Source organism: Haloferula luteola (assembly GCF_014201715.1).
Taxonomy (GTDB): domain Bacteria; phylum Verrucomicrobiota; class Verrucomicrobiia; order Verrucomicrobiales; family Akkermansiaceae; genus Haloferula; species Haloferula luteola.
This window is the reverse complement of record NZ_JACHFD010000014.1, coordinates 33261-47997: the sequence shown is the minus strand read 5'-3', so window position 1 is coordinate 47997 and position 14737 is coordinate 33261. Positions and strand designations below refer to the sequence as shown.

General features: G+C 59.4%; 11 protein-coding genes. 8 read left to right on the top strand and 3 right to left on the bottom strand.

Features of this window, described 5'->3' with window-relative positions:
• The first annotated feature begins 138 nt into the window (after positions 1 to 138).
• Entirely contained in the window at positions 139 to 1770 is a 1632-nt protein-coding gene (locus tag HNR46_RS13920) for a fumarate hydratase (RefSeq protein WP_184019820.1), read from the top strand.
• 130 nt (positions 1771 to 1900) lie between these two features.
• On the top strand, positions 1901 to 2542 hold the full coding sequence (locus HNR46_RS13915; RefSeq protein WP_184019818.1) for a lamin tail domain-containing protein: 642 nt from the start codon (positions 1901 to 1903) through the stop codon (positions 2540 to 2542).
• A gap of 94 nt (positions 2543 to 2636) precedes the next feature.
• Here HNR46_RS13915 and HNR46_RS13910 read toward each other — a convergent pair whose 3' ends face one another.
• Positions 2637 to 3671, bottom strand: coding sequence for a serine hydrolase domain-containing protein (locus HNR46_RS13910; RefSeq protein WP_184019816.1), 1035 nt, complete (start codon positions 3669 to 3671; stop codon positions 2637 to 2639).
• An 86-nt stretch (positions 3672 to 3757) separates the two neighbouring features.
• Here HNR46_RS13910 and HNR46_RS13905 point away from each other — a divergent pair, with 86 nt between their 5' ends.
• The gene (locus HNR46_RS13905; RefSeq protein WP_184019814.1) at positions 3758 to 5389 is read left to right on the top strand and encodes an ATP-binding cassette domain-containing protein; all 1632 of its coding nucleotides are present in this window, start codon (positions 3758 to 3760) and stop codon (positions 5387 to 5389) included.
• Positions 5390 to 5619: 230 nt separating this feature from the next.
• Complete coding sequence (locus tag HNR46_RS13900) at positions 5620 to 6426, top strand: PEP-CTERM sorting domain-containing protein (RefSeq protein ID WP_184019812.1); 807 nt, start codon at positions 5620 to 5622, stop codon at positions 6424 to 6426.
• 59 nt (positions 6427 to 6485) lie between these two features.
• On the opposite strand, the gene HNR46_RS13895 is transcribed toward HNR46_RS13900, so the two are convergent.
• Positions 6486 to 6947, bottom strand: coding sequence for a hypothetical protein (locus HNR46_RS13895; RefSeq protein WP_184019810.1), 462 nt, complete (start codon positions 6945 to 6947; stop codon positions 6486 to 6488).
• A gap of 126 nt (positions 6948 to 7073) precedes the next feature.
• Here HNR46_RS13895 and HNR46_RS13890 point away from each other — a divergent pair, with 126 nt between their 5' ends.
• The 4 genes from HNR46_RS13890 to metX all read left to right on the top strand — a co-directional run bounded on the left by HNR46_RS13890 (position 7074) and on the right by metX (position 13164).
• Positions 7074 to 9581: a M16 family metallopeptidase gene (locus HNR46_RS13890; protein WP_184019808.1), complete on the top strand. Its 2508-nt coding sequence runs from the start codon at positions 7074 to 7076 to the stop codon at positions 9579 to 9581.
• A gap of 53 nt (positions 9582 to 9634) precedes the next feature.
• A complete protein-coding gene (locus tag HNR46_RS13885; RefSeq protein ID WP_184019806.1) occupies positions 9635 to 10258 on the top strand; it encodes a C40 family peptidase in 624 nt (207 codons plus the stop codon).
• Between the two features lie 82 nt (positions 10259 to 10340).
• Positions 10341 to 11957 carry an alpha/beta fold hydrolase gene (locus tag HNR46_RS21220; protein WP_184019804.1) on the top strand — a complete coding sequence of 539 codons (1617 nt, stop codon included), beginning with the start codon at positions 10341 to 10343 and terminating at the stop codon, positions 11955 to 11957.
• 61 nt (positions 11958 to 12018) lie between these two features.
• Positions 12019 to 13164: a homoserine O-acetyltransferase MetX gene (metX, locus tag HNR46_RS13875; protein ID WP_343076044.1), complete on the top strand. Its 1146-nt coding sequence runs from the start codon at positions 12019 to 12021 to the stop codon at positions 13162 to 13164.
• A gap of 153 nt (positions 13165 to 13317) precedes the next feature.
• Here metX and sucB read toward each other — a convergent pair whose 3' ends face one another.
• Entirely contained in the window at positions 13318 to 14715 is a 1398-nt protein-coding gene (gene sucB / locus HNR46_RS13870) for a dihydrolipoyllysine-residue succinyltransferase (RefSeq protein WP_184019802.1), read from the bottom strand.
• Positions 14716 to 14737: the final 22 nt, after the last annotated feature.

Sequence of the window (14737 nt, the reverse complement as noted above, 5' to 3'; positions counted from 1 at the left end):
CCTTTTTCGACGCCGCCGTCCTCACTGAGGTCGGCGGCGTTGTCATTTTGACGTCCGGGGATTGACCGGATTCCAACAAGCTTCATGCGTTTCTTTTCATGCGCTGGACGCCGCAAGCTGTCGTCCTATTCTGCTCGCATGTCCGAAAAGCCTTTCGTTTATCAGGATCCCTTTCCGCTGGGACCCGATACCACCGAATATCGACTCCTGACGAGCGAGCATGTTTCCGTTGCCGACTTCGACGGCAAATCGATCCTCAAAGTCACTCCCGAAGGCCTCACCCTCCTGGCCAACGAGGCATTCAAGGCCATCAATTTCACCCTCCGGCCGAGCCACCTGAAGCAAGTGGCCGCGATTCTCGAGGACCCCGAAGCTACCGATAACGACCGCATGGTCGCCCTGATGCTCCTGAAAAATGCCGAAATCGCCGCGAACGGCATCTTGCCCAATTGCCAGGATACGGGCACCGCCACGGTGATCGGCAAGAAAGGCCAACAGGTATGGACCGGTTGCGACGATGCGGAATGGATCTCCAAAGGCATTCATCAAACTTACACCGAAGAAAACCTCCGCTACTCCCAGACGGCGCCTCTCACCATGTATGAAGAGGTCAACACCCGCACCAACCTGCCTGCTCAAATCGACCTCTATGCCACCGAGGGTGAGGCTTATCGATTTCTCTTTGTCAGCAAGGGCGGCGGGTCCGCCAACAAAACCTTCCTCTACCAAGAGACCAAGGCCCTACTGAATCCCCAGCGCCTCAAAGAGTTTGCCATCGAAAAAATGCGCTCGCTAGGCACTGCCGCCTGCCCACCCTATCACCTCGCTTTGGTCATCGGTGGCACCTCGGCGGAGACCTGCCTTAAAACGGTCAAAATGGCATCCACTCGCTACTACGATAGCCTGCCGACAAGCGGAAACGAGCACGGGCGCGCCTTTCGAGATCTGGAACTGGAAAAGGAACTCCTCGCTGCCGCACGTGAAGTGGGAATCGGGGCTCAATTCGGAGGGAAGTACTTTGCTCTCGATGTGCGGGTTGTTCGCCTCCCTCGCCACGGCGCTTCTTGCCCAGTCGGCATCGGGGTCTCCTGCTCCGCCGATCGCCAGGCCAAAGCCAAAATCACCCGCGACGGGATTTTCCTCGAACAGCTCGAAACCAACCCCGGACAGTACATCCCGGAAAAATACCGCGACTGGAAGTTCAAGGGCGTCGAAATCGATCTCGATCAGGGCATGGAGAACACGCTTGCCACCCTCTCCAAATACCCGGTGACGACCGCAGTTTCCCTAACCGGTACGATCATCGTCGCGCGAGACATCGCCCACGCCAAAATCAAAGAGATCCTCGAGACCACGGGCGACCTTCCCGAATATCTCAAAAAATACCCTGTCTACTACGCTGGCCCCGCGAAAACCCCTGCCGGTTACGCTTCGGGTTCGTTTGGCCCGACCACAGCAGGGCGCATGGACGGATACGTCGACCTGTTTCAAAGCCACGGAGGATCCATGGTGATGCTTGCCAAAGGCAATCGATCCCAGCAAGTCACCGATGCCTGCCATCAACATGGCGGCTTCTATCTCGGCTCGGCCGGGGGGCCCGCCGCGTTGCTCGCCAAAGAACATATCAAATCCCAGGAAGTCGTCGAATTCCCCGAACTGGGCATGGAAGCCGTTTGGAAGATCACCGTGGAGAACTTCCCCGCCTTCATTCTGGTGGATGACAAGGGCAATGATTTCTTCAAGCAGATCAGCCAGTGCCCCGTCTGCTAGATGGCAGATCTCCCATGGATCTTCAGCGATCCATCCGCCCAACCCGATCAAGTTTCTCGTTTGGGGCTCGCCTCCGGCCCCCATCACCCCTCAGCTTAACCACGAAACGAAGATCCTATCCTCCTTTCGAATGAAAACCAAAATCCTCCTCTCCGCCTGTTTGCTTCTCGCGGCCACCTCAGCTCCCGGCGCGCTGGTGATCACCGAAGTCATGGCCAATTCCGGCTCCGAAACCGGTGCCACCAACGGTGACTGGTTCGAACTCACCAACACCGGATCCGTCGCCATCGATCTTACCGGCTACTATTGGGACGACGGTGGGTCCTCCGCCAATGACGGATCCTTGTTCCCCGGAATCGTGATCGGTGCTGGCGATTCCATTGTGATCGTCGATGAAAATGCCACCAATCTCTCCGCCTGGGTGACCGCCTGGGGCGGCAGCGTCGTGGCCTATTCTAGTGAAACCTTCGGAGGCCCGAATACCTTTTCGGGGCTCTCGGCGAACGGCGACCAGATTGAGATCTGGGATGCAGACCCGAATGCCGGCACCGCCAACCTTGTTGCCTCTGCCTATTTCGGCACTTCCACCACCGGATATTCCTTCATTTGGGATACCGAGGGGAACTCACTCGGCATCTCCGTCGCAGGAGAAAATGGTGCCTACACCGCCGCCAATGGTGATGTGGGCTCCGCCGGAACCGTGGTCCCGGAGCCTTCGATCGCCCTATTCGGCGGACTGGGCCTCCTTGGACTTTTCCTGCGCCGTCGCTGAAGCTCGGCAATCTTCCGGTCTCAGGGAAAGCCCCGGCCCATGCCGGGGCTTTTTCATTCTCCCCCACGCCTCTTCCCCACGGAGCCTCAACAGCTCAGACCACTGCCAAAAGTGGCCGATCTTTCCATTGAGGAGAGTACCCTAAGCGGGCCAGCACACGCCCTTCTTCTGGCCAGATCCACACCCGCTGCCCTGACGAGCCGATCAAAGCCACCAGCGATCCCGGCTGATGACGCGATAGGCATGCCCCATTCCAGAACGCTGCGGACTGAGGCTGGTCCAACTGATCTTCGACCTCGATTTCCCGACTCCCACGATTTCTCCAAAGCCCCCCTCCAAACATCGAATTCGCCGATGAAGGGCGAGTCCAAGCGCGGAAATGAGAGGCACTCAGCCCCGCCGCATCGCGGCCATTGAGCAACTCCACCAAGGTCCTCCCCAAACGCCCCAAACCAGTGACCGTCAACTCGGCTCCTGTCGATAGATAGATCTGCCCACTGCCATCCTTCTTCCAATCACCACCCGTGAGACCGATAGGGCGCATCACCGCCGACTGAAGAAACCTCTCCACCGTCGTCCCTCGTGCGGCGCATTTCCTTTTCAGCACCTCACCCAGGAGCTCCCAGCACGCGGGGCCATATCGAAACCCTTCCCCCGGAGCCTCACGCAAGGGCAATGCCATCGCCACGCTTCCCTTGTCTTGCGGATGCGCGCGGTAGAGCGCTGCCACCCCCTCATCCAAACCCGCTGTCATCTGCAAAAGCATCTGAATCCGGATCTCTTGCTTGCCTTCAACTCCCTGCCACTCCGTCAACGTTTCCGCCACTCGTTCATCAAGGGAAAGCCAACCCTGCTCCGCAGCTTTGACTCCGCCAAGCATCGCCAGCGTCTTGGTGATGCTCATCACCGGCCCCTGCTCGTGAGTGCGCCAGGCTTTCTTCAGAGTGCCCTCTTCCCAGGCTCCCCAGCCCCTGCAACCCGTCGCAGAAAGGATCTTCTCCGCCTCATCAAGCGTCCCGCGATCCCAGCTCCGCACGCCGCCACCGGAAAAGGGCAAACAACCGCCGACCCATCCACCTCCCGCCAATAACAACCAATGTCTCCGATTCACCTTCTCGTTCTCCGCCATCCCGGCTTTCCCTTCAAGTCCCTTGATCTCGGGAAAATCGCCCGTTGAAGATTGAAAATCCCGGCAATCCCCCCTACCCCCCTCACGTGCTCACGATTCACAACCTCTCCAAAACCCTCGGCGGCCGCACGCTTTTCCGCGAGGCCGATCTGACGATCAACTGGGGCGAACGTGTCGCCCTCGTCGGACCGAACGGCGCCGGAAAGTCCACCCTCTTCAAAATGATCCTCGGATCCGAGGAAATCGACAGCGGCACCGTGGAGCGCGACGAATACGCCATCACCGGCAGTCTCGCCCAGGAAGCGGGGGACCCCGGCGACGAAACGGTGCTGGAGATCGCCATGGGCGTCACTCCCGAGATGGTGGACGACCTCCGCACCATGCGCGAACACGAAAAGGCCGGCACCATCGACACCCCCGAATACGCCCACGCCCAGGATCAGTTCAATCTCCACAACGGCTACCAACTCGAACCCAAGGCGAAGAAAATTCTTTCGGGACTCGGCTACAAAGAAGCCGACTTCAACAAGCCTGCCCGCGAATACTCCGGCGGCTGGGTGATGCGTGCTTACCTCGCCCGATTGCTGGTCATGGAGCCCGACCTCCTGATGTTGGACGAGCCCACCAACCACCTCGACCTGCTTTCCCTCCTTTGGTTCCAGCGGTACCTTCAGAATTACCCCGGAGCCATCTTCATGATTTCCCACGACCGAGATTTCATGGATGCCATCGTCGAAACCGTCGTCGAGATCGACCCCGATGCCGCCGAACTCATCCACTACACCGGAAACTACTCCAGCTACCTCGAACAACGAGAAGCACGCTACGAACAAAAAGTTCAAGCCTACCGAAACCAGCAGAAGGAAATCGCTGGCCATCAGGAATTCATCGACCGCTTCCGCCAAGTCGGATCCAAGGCCTCTCAAGTCCAATCGCGAATCAAGTTTCTCGAGAAATTGGACAAAGTGGAAAAGCCCCGTGCACCACGGAAACCCTTCAAATTTCAGTTTCCTCAGCCTGCTCGCTCAAACCAAAAGGTCGTCGAACTCGACAAGATCGACTTCTCCTATGGCAACGACAAGACCATCTATCAGGGCCTCGATTTGACCATCGAACGTGGCGACAAGATCGTTCTCGTCGGTCCCAACGGCGCGGGCAAATCCACCCTTCTCAAACTCCTCGCCGGGCAACTCGAAATCACCGGTGGCAAACGCGAAGTCGGCTACCTGACAAAGATGGGATACTACTCTCAGCACCGTTCGGAAACGCTCAACGAGGACAATACCGTCCTCGAGGAGGTCCTCGGCTCCTGCCCCACCCTGCGTGAAGAAGATGCCCGCGCCATTCTGGGATCCTTCCTCTTCCGCAGAGCCGATGTCGAGAAACGCTGCGGCGTGCTCTCAGGAGGGGAAAAATCCCGTCTCAACCTGGTGAAATTCCTCGTCGATCCGCCCAACCTCCTGCTGATGGACGAACCGACCACCCACCTCGACATTCTTTCCATCGACTCGCTGGTCAATGCCTTGAAGACCTATGAGGGCACTCTCGTCTTCATCTCCCACGACGTGCACTTCATCCGCCACCTCGCGGAGACCACTCTGCACATCGCCCGCAGCGAGGACGACACCCACAGCGTCATGACCCGCTACACCGGAGGCTACGACTACTTCCTCGAGAAGTCCGGCCTCAATGATGATCGCGGCGCCGTGACAGCCTAACCGAGGACCCTTCATGGGAGGAACCCGCCTCCCAACTTTTTTCGGAGGCTAGAGTTCTCCCAAGAAACTAACAGGAATCGTTTCACACCTGAGAAAATGGAGGGCGAATGCAAGACGCCCATGAGCCGTGCGAATGCAGGAAGCAGCAGGTGCTCGACATTCAGGCATGAGGGGTGCTTTAAGTAAGGGAGACGCCGACCCACGGCGATCAACCCAACCTATCAACCCAAATGAAGCACCTGATCCCAAGCGTACTCGCGTTGGCCCTCCCCTCGGTTCACGCCGCCGTCAGTACGATCGCGGTCACGGGATGGAGTGAGGACATTGTCCTCAACGATCCATCCCCGTATAGCACCGCTGTCACCTCCACCATGGACAATGGTCTCGGCTCGTTCGAGAACTGGACGTGGATTGAAGAAGGCAACTACCTCGGCACCTCCGGCTCGAGCGAGTTCTTCGAAGGTCTCACCTCCGGCACCATCGCCAGCATGACGGGCAATGGAACCTTCGAGTTCCAAAGTTTCTCTGGCTCCAATGCTCTGCTTCTGACGAGCGCCGGTCCGTCCGGCCCGCTGCTCACTGGCACGCTGACGCTGTCCACACCTGCCAGCTACTCCTCGATCGCCCTGTTCGGGTCCACTTCGGGTGGCGCGACTTCCGCCACCGTGACTTTGACCTTCTCCGATTCTTCCACCTCGGAATACACGATCGCTTCAGGAACCGGCATCGGAACCGATTGGTTCAACACCAATGCGGACCGCGCGGTGGTGGTCGGAGGCCGTGCGGCGAACAAAAGCGAGGAAGGCTACACCGTGCTGTTCCGCGGCACCAGCGACTCGATTGCCATCAACGAGTCACTGCTGACTCTTACCGCCACGGACCAGGCAAAAGTCCTTGAGTCTGTCACCATCACCAACACGGGGGGCGGAAAGCTCGCCGTCATGGCCATCAGTGGTGAAGCCGTGCCTGAACCTTCGGCCGCTATCCTGTTCGGCGCCTTGGGTGCCTTCGGTTTGGTTCGCCGTCGTCGAATCTAATCAAATCGGATTCGCTCATGCTTTGGAGCCGACCGGGACACCGGTCGGCTCTATTTTCTTCAGGGAGAAGTCTCCACAGGCGCCCCTGCAGCGCCCATCTTCCGGCGAGCGGCCAAATCGTAAGACGCTGCCAAGGACTTCTGCAGCACCGGCACCATTTCTTTCTCGCGATCACGCACGGTGATCAGAATTTGCCCGTCCACCACTTTGACGGTGGTGGCCTCCCGAAGCTTGGCCCTTGCAGCATCTCGATCGAGATCCCATTTGGCAGGCAACGATAGCTCCTCCATCACAGGATCGACCACCTCCGCCAAATCGAGGTTTTCATCCATCTTTTTCGCCAGTTCGGCGAGCTTGTCGTCGCTCAGAGGCTCCGGCGCCTGCCAGACCATCCGTCCCTCCCATTGCATCCATTTTCGGGCCTGCCACTTTTGATAAACCTTATAGCCTCCAAAGGCGGCGCAGAGCGTCAAAACGCCCAAAACTCCCAACCAAATCCACACGCCCGCATTGCGATTCATAGCATCGGAACTACGCCGATCCGGCTACGAATCCAAGTGAGAAACCCGTTCACTCTCGTGACCTAACGACGCTGCCGCGAATTTTCCCTTTCCGCTGAAGCTCTGCGATGGACAGTTTTGATCCACATGGATTTCCCAGCGACTGCAGCCACTTCCGAAACCCTCCCTAACGGGCTCACTCTTATCCTCGATCCTTCCCCGGTTGCACCCGTCGTTTCTGCCCAAGTTTGGGTGGAAACCGGTTCCATCCATGAAGGCCCCCTCCTTGGCTCCGGCCTCTCGCACTTCCTCGAACACATGGTCTTCAAGGGAGGGGGACGCTTCGGACCTTCCGAGTTGGCCGAAACCGTTCAGGCAGGAGGCGGTCACTGGAATGCCTACACCACCTTCGATCGCACCGTTTACTACATCGATGGCCCCGCCTTGGGACTTCGATCGTTCCTCGAGGTCCTCGCCGCCATGGTTTTTCACCCCCATCTCCCCGAATCGGAGTTCGAGAAGGAAAAAGACGTGATCCGCCGCGAAATCGACATGGGGCTCGACGATCCTGATGATCGCGGCCATCGCCTGCTCTTTGACACCGCATTCATCCGCGATGCTCGCCGCCAACCCGTGATTGGCCACCGCGAACTCTTCGACCAAATCACCTACGACGATCTCCGCCGCTACCACGCCACCCGCTACACCCCCAACCGGGCCTGTCTGTGCTTATCGGGCGATTTCGATCCCGCAGAAGTGAGGGAAACCATCCTTTCCCTATTTGGCGACCTTCCCCGCGGAATGGAACATGAGCCCACTCTCCCCAGTGAGCCCCACCTACTCTCCCCCCGTGTCGGTCGCGCCACCTTCGCCGTGCCTGCGAGTCGACTCACCTTGGCCTGGCAAACCCCTCCTGCGGGCCATCCCGATCAACCTGCCTTGGATCTTGCCGCGGCGATCCTTGGCCGCGGCCGCTCCGCCCGTCTCTATCGCGCCCTCCGCGAAGAGCGCCCTCTGGCCCTGGAGATCAGTGCCTGGTGCTGGACGCCCGTGGGTTCACCCGGACTGTTCGCCGTCTCCGCGGAGGTCCTCCCTGAACATCGCGATGAATTGCTCGCTGCCCTGCGACAGTTGATCGCCGCCTTTCCGTCGACAGCTCTCGATCACGATCTCGAAAAGGCTCGTCGCCAAATCGCCAGCACCCAGATCAAGACCCTTACCACCGTATCGGGACGCGCCACCGACCTCGCCTCCAATTGGCACGAAGCTCGTGATCTCGACCACACGCGTCACTACCTTCAACAGCTCGATCGGGTCACCGCTGCCGATATTCGCCGTGCTCTTGGCAACTTGCTGACCACACCAGAGATCCTGACGTTTCTCGATCCTATCGACGCTCCGGAATCCACCGCCACCGCACGAATGGCAGTCGAAGCCCCATCGCCGGAGTCCTTCTCTCTCCCCAATGGAACCCAAGTCTCCCTCCTCGCCGATGCTCGCATTCCCCTGATTTCCCTTCAGGCCGTCATTCGCGCCGGAGCGCCCGCCGAATCGTCAGCAACGGCTGGCATCAATCGGCTTCTCGCAGCCGCGCTGCCTCACGGAACCCTCAGGCACGATGCCGCCGAGCTGGCGCTCACTCTGGAATCCCTGGGAGCTTCGTTCGGAGCCTCCGCCGGGAACAACTCCATCATCGCGCAGCTCTCAGGATTGTCCGGAGATCTTGAAACCCTGCTGCCCTTGTTTGGTGAAATTCTCTGCTCCCCCGCTCTGCCATCAGATGCCATCGAGCGAGAACGAGCATCCCAGCTCGCCACCCTCCAAGAGACCCAAGAAGACCCCCTTTCCCTCGCATTCCGCAACCTGCGCCCATTGCTCTTTGGAGAAAGTGGATACGGGCTCGCCTCTCTCGGCACCGAGACCTCTCTCGCGCACCTCGATCGCCTCGCCCTGGCTGCCCACCATTCTCTGCACTTCCGAGGTCCAAACCTTACTTTGGCACTTGCTGGAGACTTCGACCTGTCACGAGCCCGCGAACTGATCACGGCCGCCTTTGCAGGCTTGGAAGGCGGGGATCCTTGGCTCCCTGCCGCTTCCAAGCTTCCCGAATCAGGAGAGCGACTCCAACACCTCGCCAAAAAACAAGCTGTCCTCACCCTCGGCTATCGAGGTTGCGCAGCGCTCGACGAGGATCGTCATGCCCTGCGTTTCCTCCAAGAGTGGTGCAGCGACATGGCGGGCCCCCTCTTCATGCGCATTCGCGAAGATCTCGGCCTGGCCTACCAGGTTGGCGCGACCCAATTCCACGGTTTCGATACCGGCCTCTTTGCTTTCTACCTCGCCACCGACCCCAGCCAACTCGAACTCGCCCGCACCGAGTTGCTCAAAGAAATCTCCCAACTCGCCACCCAGGGCATTCCCGAGGAAGCCTTCGAACGGGTGCGGGCCACAGTCCTATCGGCCACGGCACTCGACCAACAATCTCCGGCCTCGATCGCCCGCCACGCAGCGATCGACACGCTCTTTGGGCTCCCTGCCACTCACCACCGTGAGTTGACCGGGATCTATCAGGCCCTCACGCCGGATGAGGTACGCTCGGCAGCCTCCCGACTGCTGGCCCTCCCACCCTGCGTCAGTATCGTGATGCCCGAATAATGCTTGGTATCGACCTCGGCCCACTCCCCATCTCGTGCTAGATTGGAGGTGCCATGATCCGTCGACTTGCATTGCTTCCGCTGCTCCTGGCATCCCTCACCGCCGCGCCGAGGGAAAAGCCCGCACAGTTGGAATGGGACGCATTGAAGCTTCCTTCGGACCTCCCCGAGGCCCCCAGGAAGCTCGTCGCAGATGCCCTGACCACCGCTCGAGATCTCCAGCTCTCCGCTTATATTTTCGGCAGCGCCGATCCCGACCAGGGGGGCTTCGATTGTTCCGGCTCCATGGTCTATCTTCTCCACCGCGCTGGACTCGAACCGCCTCGCAGTTCGTCCGCCCAGTTCGATTGGATCGAAGCATCCGGCAATCTTGTGCATGTCCCCCCTGGCGCGCGCGATCTCACCCACCCCGCCTTCAACCTTCTTCAACCCGGCGATCTGATTTTCTGGTCGGGCACCTATCAACCCACCGATGGCCGCACCAATGGCGTCACGCACGTTCAGATGTTTCTCGGTTGGGAAAAAGATGGACGTCCTGTGATGATCGGATCGACCGATGGTCGCAGCTACCGAGGCGTCCCTCGTTGCGGATTCGGAGTTTATGATCTGAGAGTCCCGCGCGCCGACTCGAAGTCTCGCCTCGTTGGATACGGCACCCCTCCGGGCCTGCTGCCTTGAATCCTCCCTTCTTCTCGAATAGACCGAAGTCCTGAACTCTTTTCATCGACTCCTTCCCCTCGGCCTTCTGGCGGCTTCCTGCGTGGCTCCGATTGCCCGTCGCGAAGTTCCGCCGCCCGTTCCACCCTCCATCGTCACCTCCGCCGACCATCTCGAAGCGGCTCGCGCCACTCATGGAGAGGACGATCTCACCGACCTCCTTCAGAATCTTCAAATCGCATGGCGAGCGGTCGCCGCCGGCCAATCCGAGGCCATTCCAGAATACAATTACCTCACCGCGCGTTTGGTGGGCCACCTCAACGAAGCCCAGCTCCATCCGTGGCAGGCCACCTGGCACTCCAAGGGCACCGCTTTTTCTCTCGCCGGAGCCTCCGATTGCGCGTTTCACACCGATGGTTACGACCTGCTCCCTACGGATGCGGTCGAATTCACCGGCAAATACTCCACCCGCCCCGATCTCCAACCCGGCATCGGAGCCCCCTTCATCAGTTCGATCAAAAACCCGCCTCCCTCCACCGGGCCACTCCCTCCGGATATTCGCGCCAAGACGCTCACGGCCGTGGTCCGTTTCGACAAAGATCACGCCGAACTCACCTTCCTCGATCCCTACGACCACCCCACCGTCACCATCGGCAATCACACCTACCCCCTGGCAGCCGACTACCTTTCCAATACTTGCTTCACGCTCAGCCAAACCCGAATCGACAAATTCGGGCTGATTCGCCTTATCCGCCCGGATCGATTCTCCGACACCGCTCAGATTCACCCCATCCAACCCTACGATCCAGAACGGGTCCCCATACTCTTCGTTCATGGTCTTCAGGATACTCCGGCCACCTTTGCGCCGATGTACTACAACCTGATGGCCGACCCAGAGATCCGGAAACACTACCAATTCTGGACCTTCAGTTACCCCAGCGGCTATCCGTATCCTTGGTCGGCCGCCCTGCTGCGGCGGGAGCTCGATCGCATGCAACGGGAATGCCCCGGCCATCAAGAGATCGTGATCATCGGGCATAGCATGGGGGGACTGATTTCGCGCCTCATGGTCACCGATGCCGGCGATCAAATCTGGCGCAACTATTTCGGCGCCCCGCCTGCCCAGTCTCGAGTTCGGGGAGAAAGCCGACGTATTCTGGAAGAATCCCTGATCTTCCAGGCCCGCAGCGACATTTCCCGCGCCATCTTCATCAATGCACCCCACCGCGGCTCCGATCTCGCCACCAACTGGATCGGCCGCATCGGCTCTCGGCTCGTCAAGTTGCCCACCTTCCTCGCCGACGTCCGCGATGCCACCCTGAGTGTTGTCACCGCCGATTCTTCGGGCCTGGTTCTCGATCGCGTCCCCAACAGCATCGACACCCTTTCTCCTCGCAGCCCCTTCATTCGCGCTGTCGATCCCCTCCCCATCGCCACCGGAATCCCCTACCATTCGATCATCGGTGACCGAGGCTTCGGCAACACGCCTCGTTCCAGCGACGGAGTCGTCGCTTACTGGAGTTCTCACCTGGATGGCGCCACCAGCGAAAGAATCGTTCCCTCTTGGCACAGCGGGCATCAATCCCCAGAAGGCATCGACGAAGTGCGCCAAATTCTCCGCCGGCACATCGGCCTGGCCCCTGCGCCCTTCAGTTACATCCCTCCCAATCCCACTCCCTCCTCGATCGAGTTCCACCAGGGCCCTCCGGGGCGGCGTTGATGCGGGACGAAGACACTCAACACTTGGCACGAGTCGTCCCGCCCACTAGACCACCCGTCCCGTGTCTGAAATCTCCACTCACTTCGTCACCTTCCGGGAGGACGGACCGCTGAGCCTGCGCGAAGGCGGCGAGGTGCCCGAAATCACCCTCGCCTACGAATCCTGGGGCGAGTTGAACGCCGATGGCTCCAATGCCATCCTCCTTTTCCACGCCCTCTCCGGCAGCCATCACGCCGCAGGCCACAACCCTGCGATCCCCGGAATCGGTCATCGCTGGCAGCCAGAAATGCACGACGGTTGGTGGGAAGGCATCATCGGCCCCGGCAAAGCGCTCGACACCGACAAATTCTTCATCATCTGCGCCAATTACCTGGGCGGCTGCTATGGTTCCACAGGCCCCGCGAGCATCGATCCCCGCACGGGCAAGCCCTACGGATCGACTTTTCCTCACCTCACGGCAGCCGATCAGGTCGAATATCAGGCAAAGCTGCTCGACCACCTTGGCATCGGCCAACTCCATGCCGTCGTCGGCCCCTCCGTCGGCGGACTTTTGGCTCTGACTTTTGCCACTCGGTTCCCTGAACGCTGCCCACGCGTGGTCTCCATTGCCGCCGGCTACAAGACCACCGTTCTCAATCGGCTGATCCTCTTCGAGCAGATCCTCGCCATCGAGAACGACCCGTTTTTCAACGGCGGTGACTACTATGACAACGGCGAGCCCTCCTACGGCCTCGCCCTGGCCCGGATGATCTCCCATAAGACCTTCGTCCACCTCGATACCTTCGAGCGCCGTGCACGCCGCGATGTGGTCCATGACACCGCATCGCTCTCCTGGTACCGTGTCCGCGATCAATTCCAGAGCTACATGCTCCACCAAGGAAAGAAGTTCGTGAAACGTTTCGACGCCAATACCTACCTGCGCATCATCGATCTCTGGTCGAAATTCGATGGCGCACGCGAAGGCGACGCCGAAACTCCCGAAGACCTGTTTTCTCGCTGCCAGGAACATGGCCAAAAATGGTTGGTCTTCTCCATCGACTCGGACTTCTGCTTTTACCCGGAAGAACAGGCGGAACTCGTCCACCACCTTCAGGACTCCGGCACGGAAGCGATGTACATCACCGTCCATTCCGACAAAGGCCACGACTCTTTCCTGCTCGAGCCGGACCTCTACACTCCGCACATTTCCTGGCTCCTCAGCCAGTAGATGCCCGTCCGCCAATCGCGGGCCCATTTTCTTCCAAAAATCGGCCCAAAAAAAAGGCCCCGCTCGCTCCTAGGGGAGCCCGGGGCCATGAGAATCATTGGGTGGGATCCAGGAGGCGCCGGCAGGAACACCACGCCTCCCCGGGGGACCTCCTTACATTTCCAGCAGCAAGCGCGTCGGATTCTCGATGCACTCCTTGATCCGAATCAGGAAAGTCACGGCTTCCTTGCCATCCACCAGACGGTGATCGTAGCTCATCGCCAGATACATCATCGGACGGATTTCCACTTTCCCCGCAACCGCAACCGGCCGCTGTTGAATGGTATGCATTCCGAGAATGCCGCTCTGGGGAGGATTCAGAATCGGAGTGCTCAACAGCGATCCATAGGTGCCACCGTTGGAAATCGTGAACACCCCGCCTTGGAGGTCTTCAATCTGGATTTTGCCGTCACGAGCCTTCATCGCATAATCGATGATCTCCGACTCGATTTCCGCGAAGCTTTTCTTGTCGCAGTCACGCAACACCGGCACCACCAGCCCCTTTTCGGTCCCGATGGCCACGCCAATGTCGTAGAAGTGGTTTTCGATGATATCGGTACCATCGATCATCCCATTCACGGCAGGAACATCCTTGAGCGCCTGAACCACCGCTTTCACGAAAAAGGACATGAAGCCCAGCTTCACGCCATATTTCGACACGAAGGTATCCTGCACATCCTTGCGGAGCTTCATGACAGCGGACATATCCGCCTCATTGAAGGTCGTTAGGATCGCCGCAGTTTGCTGGGCGTTGACCAGGTGCGTCGCAATCTTGCGCCGCAACATGCTCATCTTCTTGCGGGTCGTGCGACCGTCCGAGGTGGCCTTCGTATCCGGCTTCTCGGCAGCACTCACCGGCAACGAGATCTTGGGAGCCGCAGCAGGCTTAGCCGCTGTCGCTGAAGAAGTCGGCTTCGCCACTGGCTCCTCCACCTTTTTCTCAGCAGCGGGCGCAGGAGCAGGCGTCGCGCCCGTCGTGATTTGGGCAATCTCAGTGCCAATCGAAACCTCCTCACCCTGGGCGACCAAAATCGTCAGCGTGCCAGCCACATCAGCTTCCAACTCACTCGAAACCTTGTCGGTTTCCAAAGTCACCAGCACCTCTCCTTTCGCAACCACATCGCCATTGCGCTTATGCCAAGTCGCCACATTGGCCGAAGCGATCGATTCTCCCGCAGCAGGCACCTTCACCGAAACCACGCGTCCTGCGTCGTTGGATTCTGTGCTGTCGCTCGTGCCTGTAGGAGGGGACTCCGCGACCTCTTGCGCACTGGCCGCGGTTTCTTCGATCTTGGCAATTACCGTGCCGATCGCCACTTCCTCCCCTTCACCGACCAGGATTTGAATCGTCCCGGAAGCCTCTGCCGTGAGCTCGTTGGAAACCTTGTCGGTCTCCAGAGTCACCAGCACATCTCCCGCACGAACCGGGTCTCCATCCTTAAAACGCCAGTTGGCGACATTCGCCGAGGTGATCGACTCACCTGCGGCTGGAACTTTCACTTCGATAGCCATGGAATCAGAGGAAGTTAGGAAA

Bases quoted from the DNA above. Each gene is read 5' to 3' on its own strand.
- HNR46_RS13900 (WP_184019812.1), top strand. From the start codon at position 5,620: ATGAAGCACCTGATCCCAAGCGTACTCGCGTTGGCCCTCCCCTCGGTT.
- HNR46_RS13895 (WP_184019810.1), bottom strand. From the start codon at position 6,947: ATGAATCGCAATGCGGGCGTGTGGATTTGGTTGGGAGTTTTGGGCGTT.
- HNR46_RS13910 (WP_184019816.1), bottom strand. From the start codon at position 3,671: ATGGCGGAGAACGAGAAGGTGAATCGGAGACATTGGTTGTTATTGGCG.
- HNR46_RS13885 (WP_184019806.1), top strand. From the start codon at position 9,635: ATGATCCGTCGACTTGCATTGCTTCCGCTGCTCCTGGCATCCCTCACC.
- sucB (WP_184019802.1), bottom strand. From the start codon at position 14,715: ATGGCTATCGAAGTGAAAGTTCCAGCCGCAGGTGAGTCGATCACCTCG.
- HNR46_RS13920 (WP_184019820.1), top strand. From the start codon at position 139: ATGTCCGAAAAGCCTTTCGTTTATCAGGATCCCTTTCCGCTGGGACCC.
- HNR46_RS13890 (WP_184019808.1), top strand. From the start codon at position 7,074: ATGGATTTCCCAGCGACTGCAGCCACTTCCGAAACCCTCCCTAACGGG.
- HNR46_RS13915 (WP_184019818.1), top strand. From the start codon at position 1,901: ATGAAAACCAAAATCCTCCTCTCCGCCTGTTTGCTTCTCGCGGCCACC.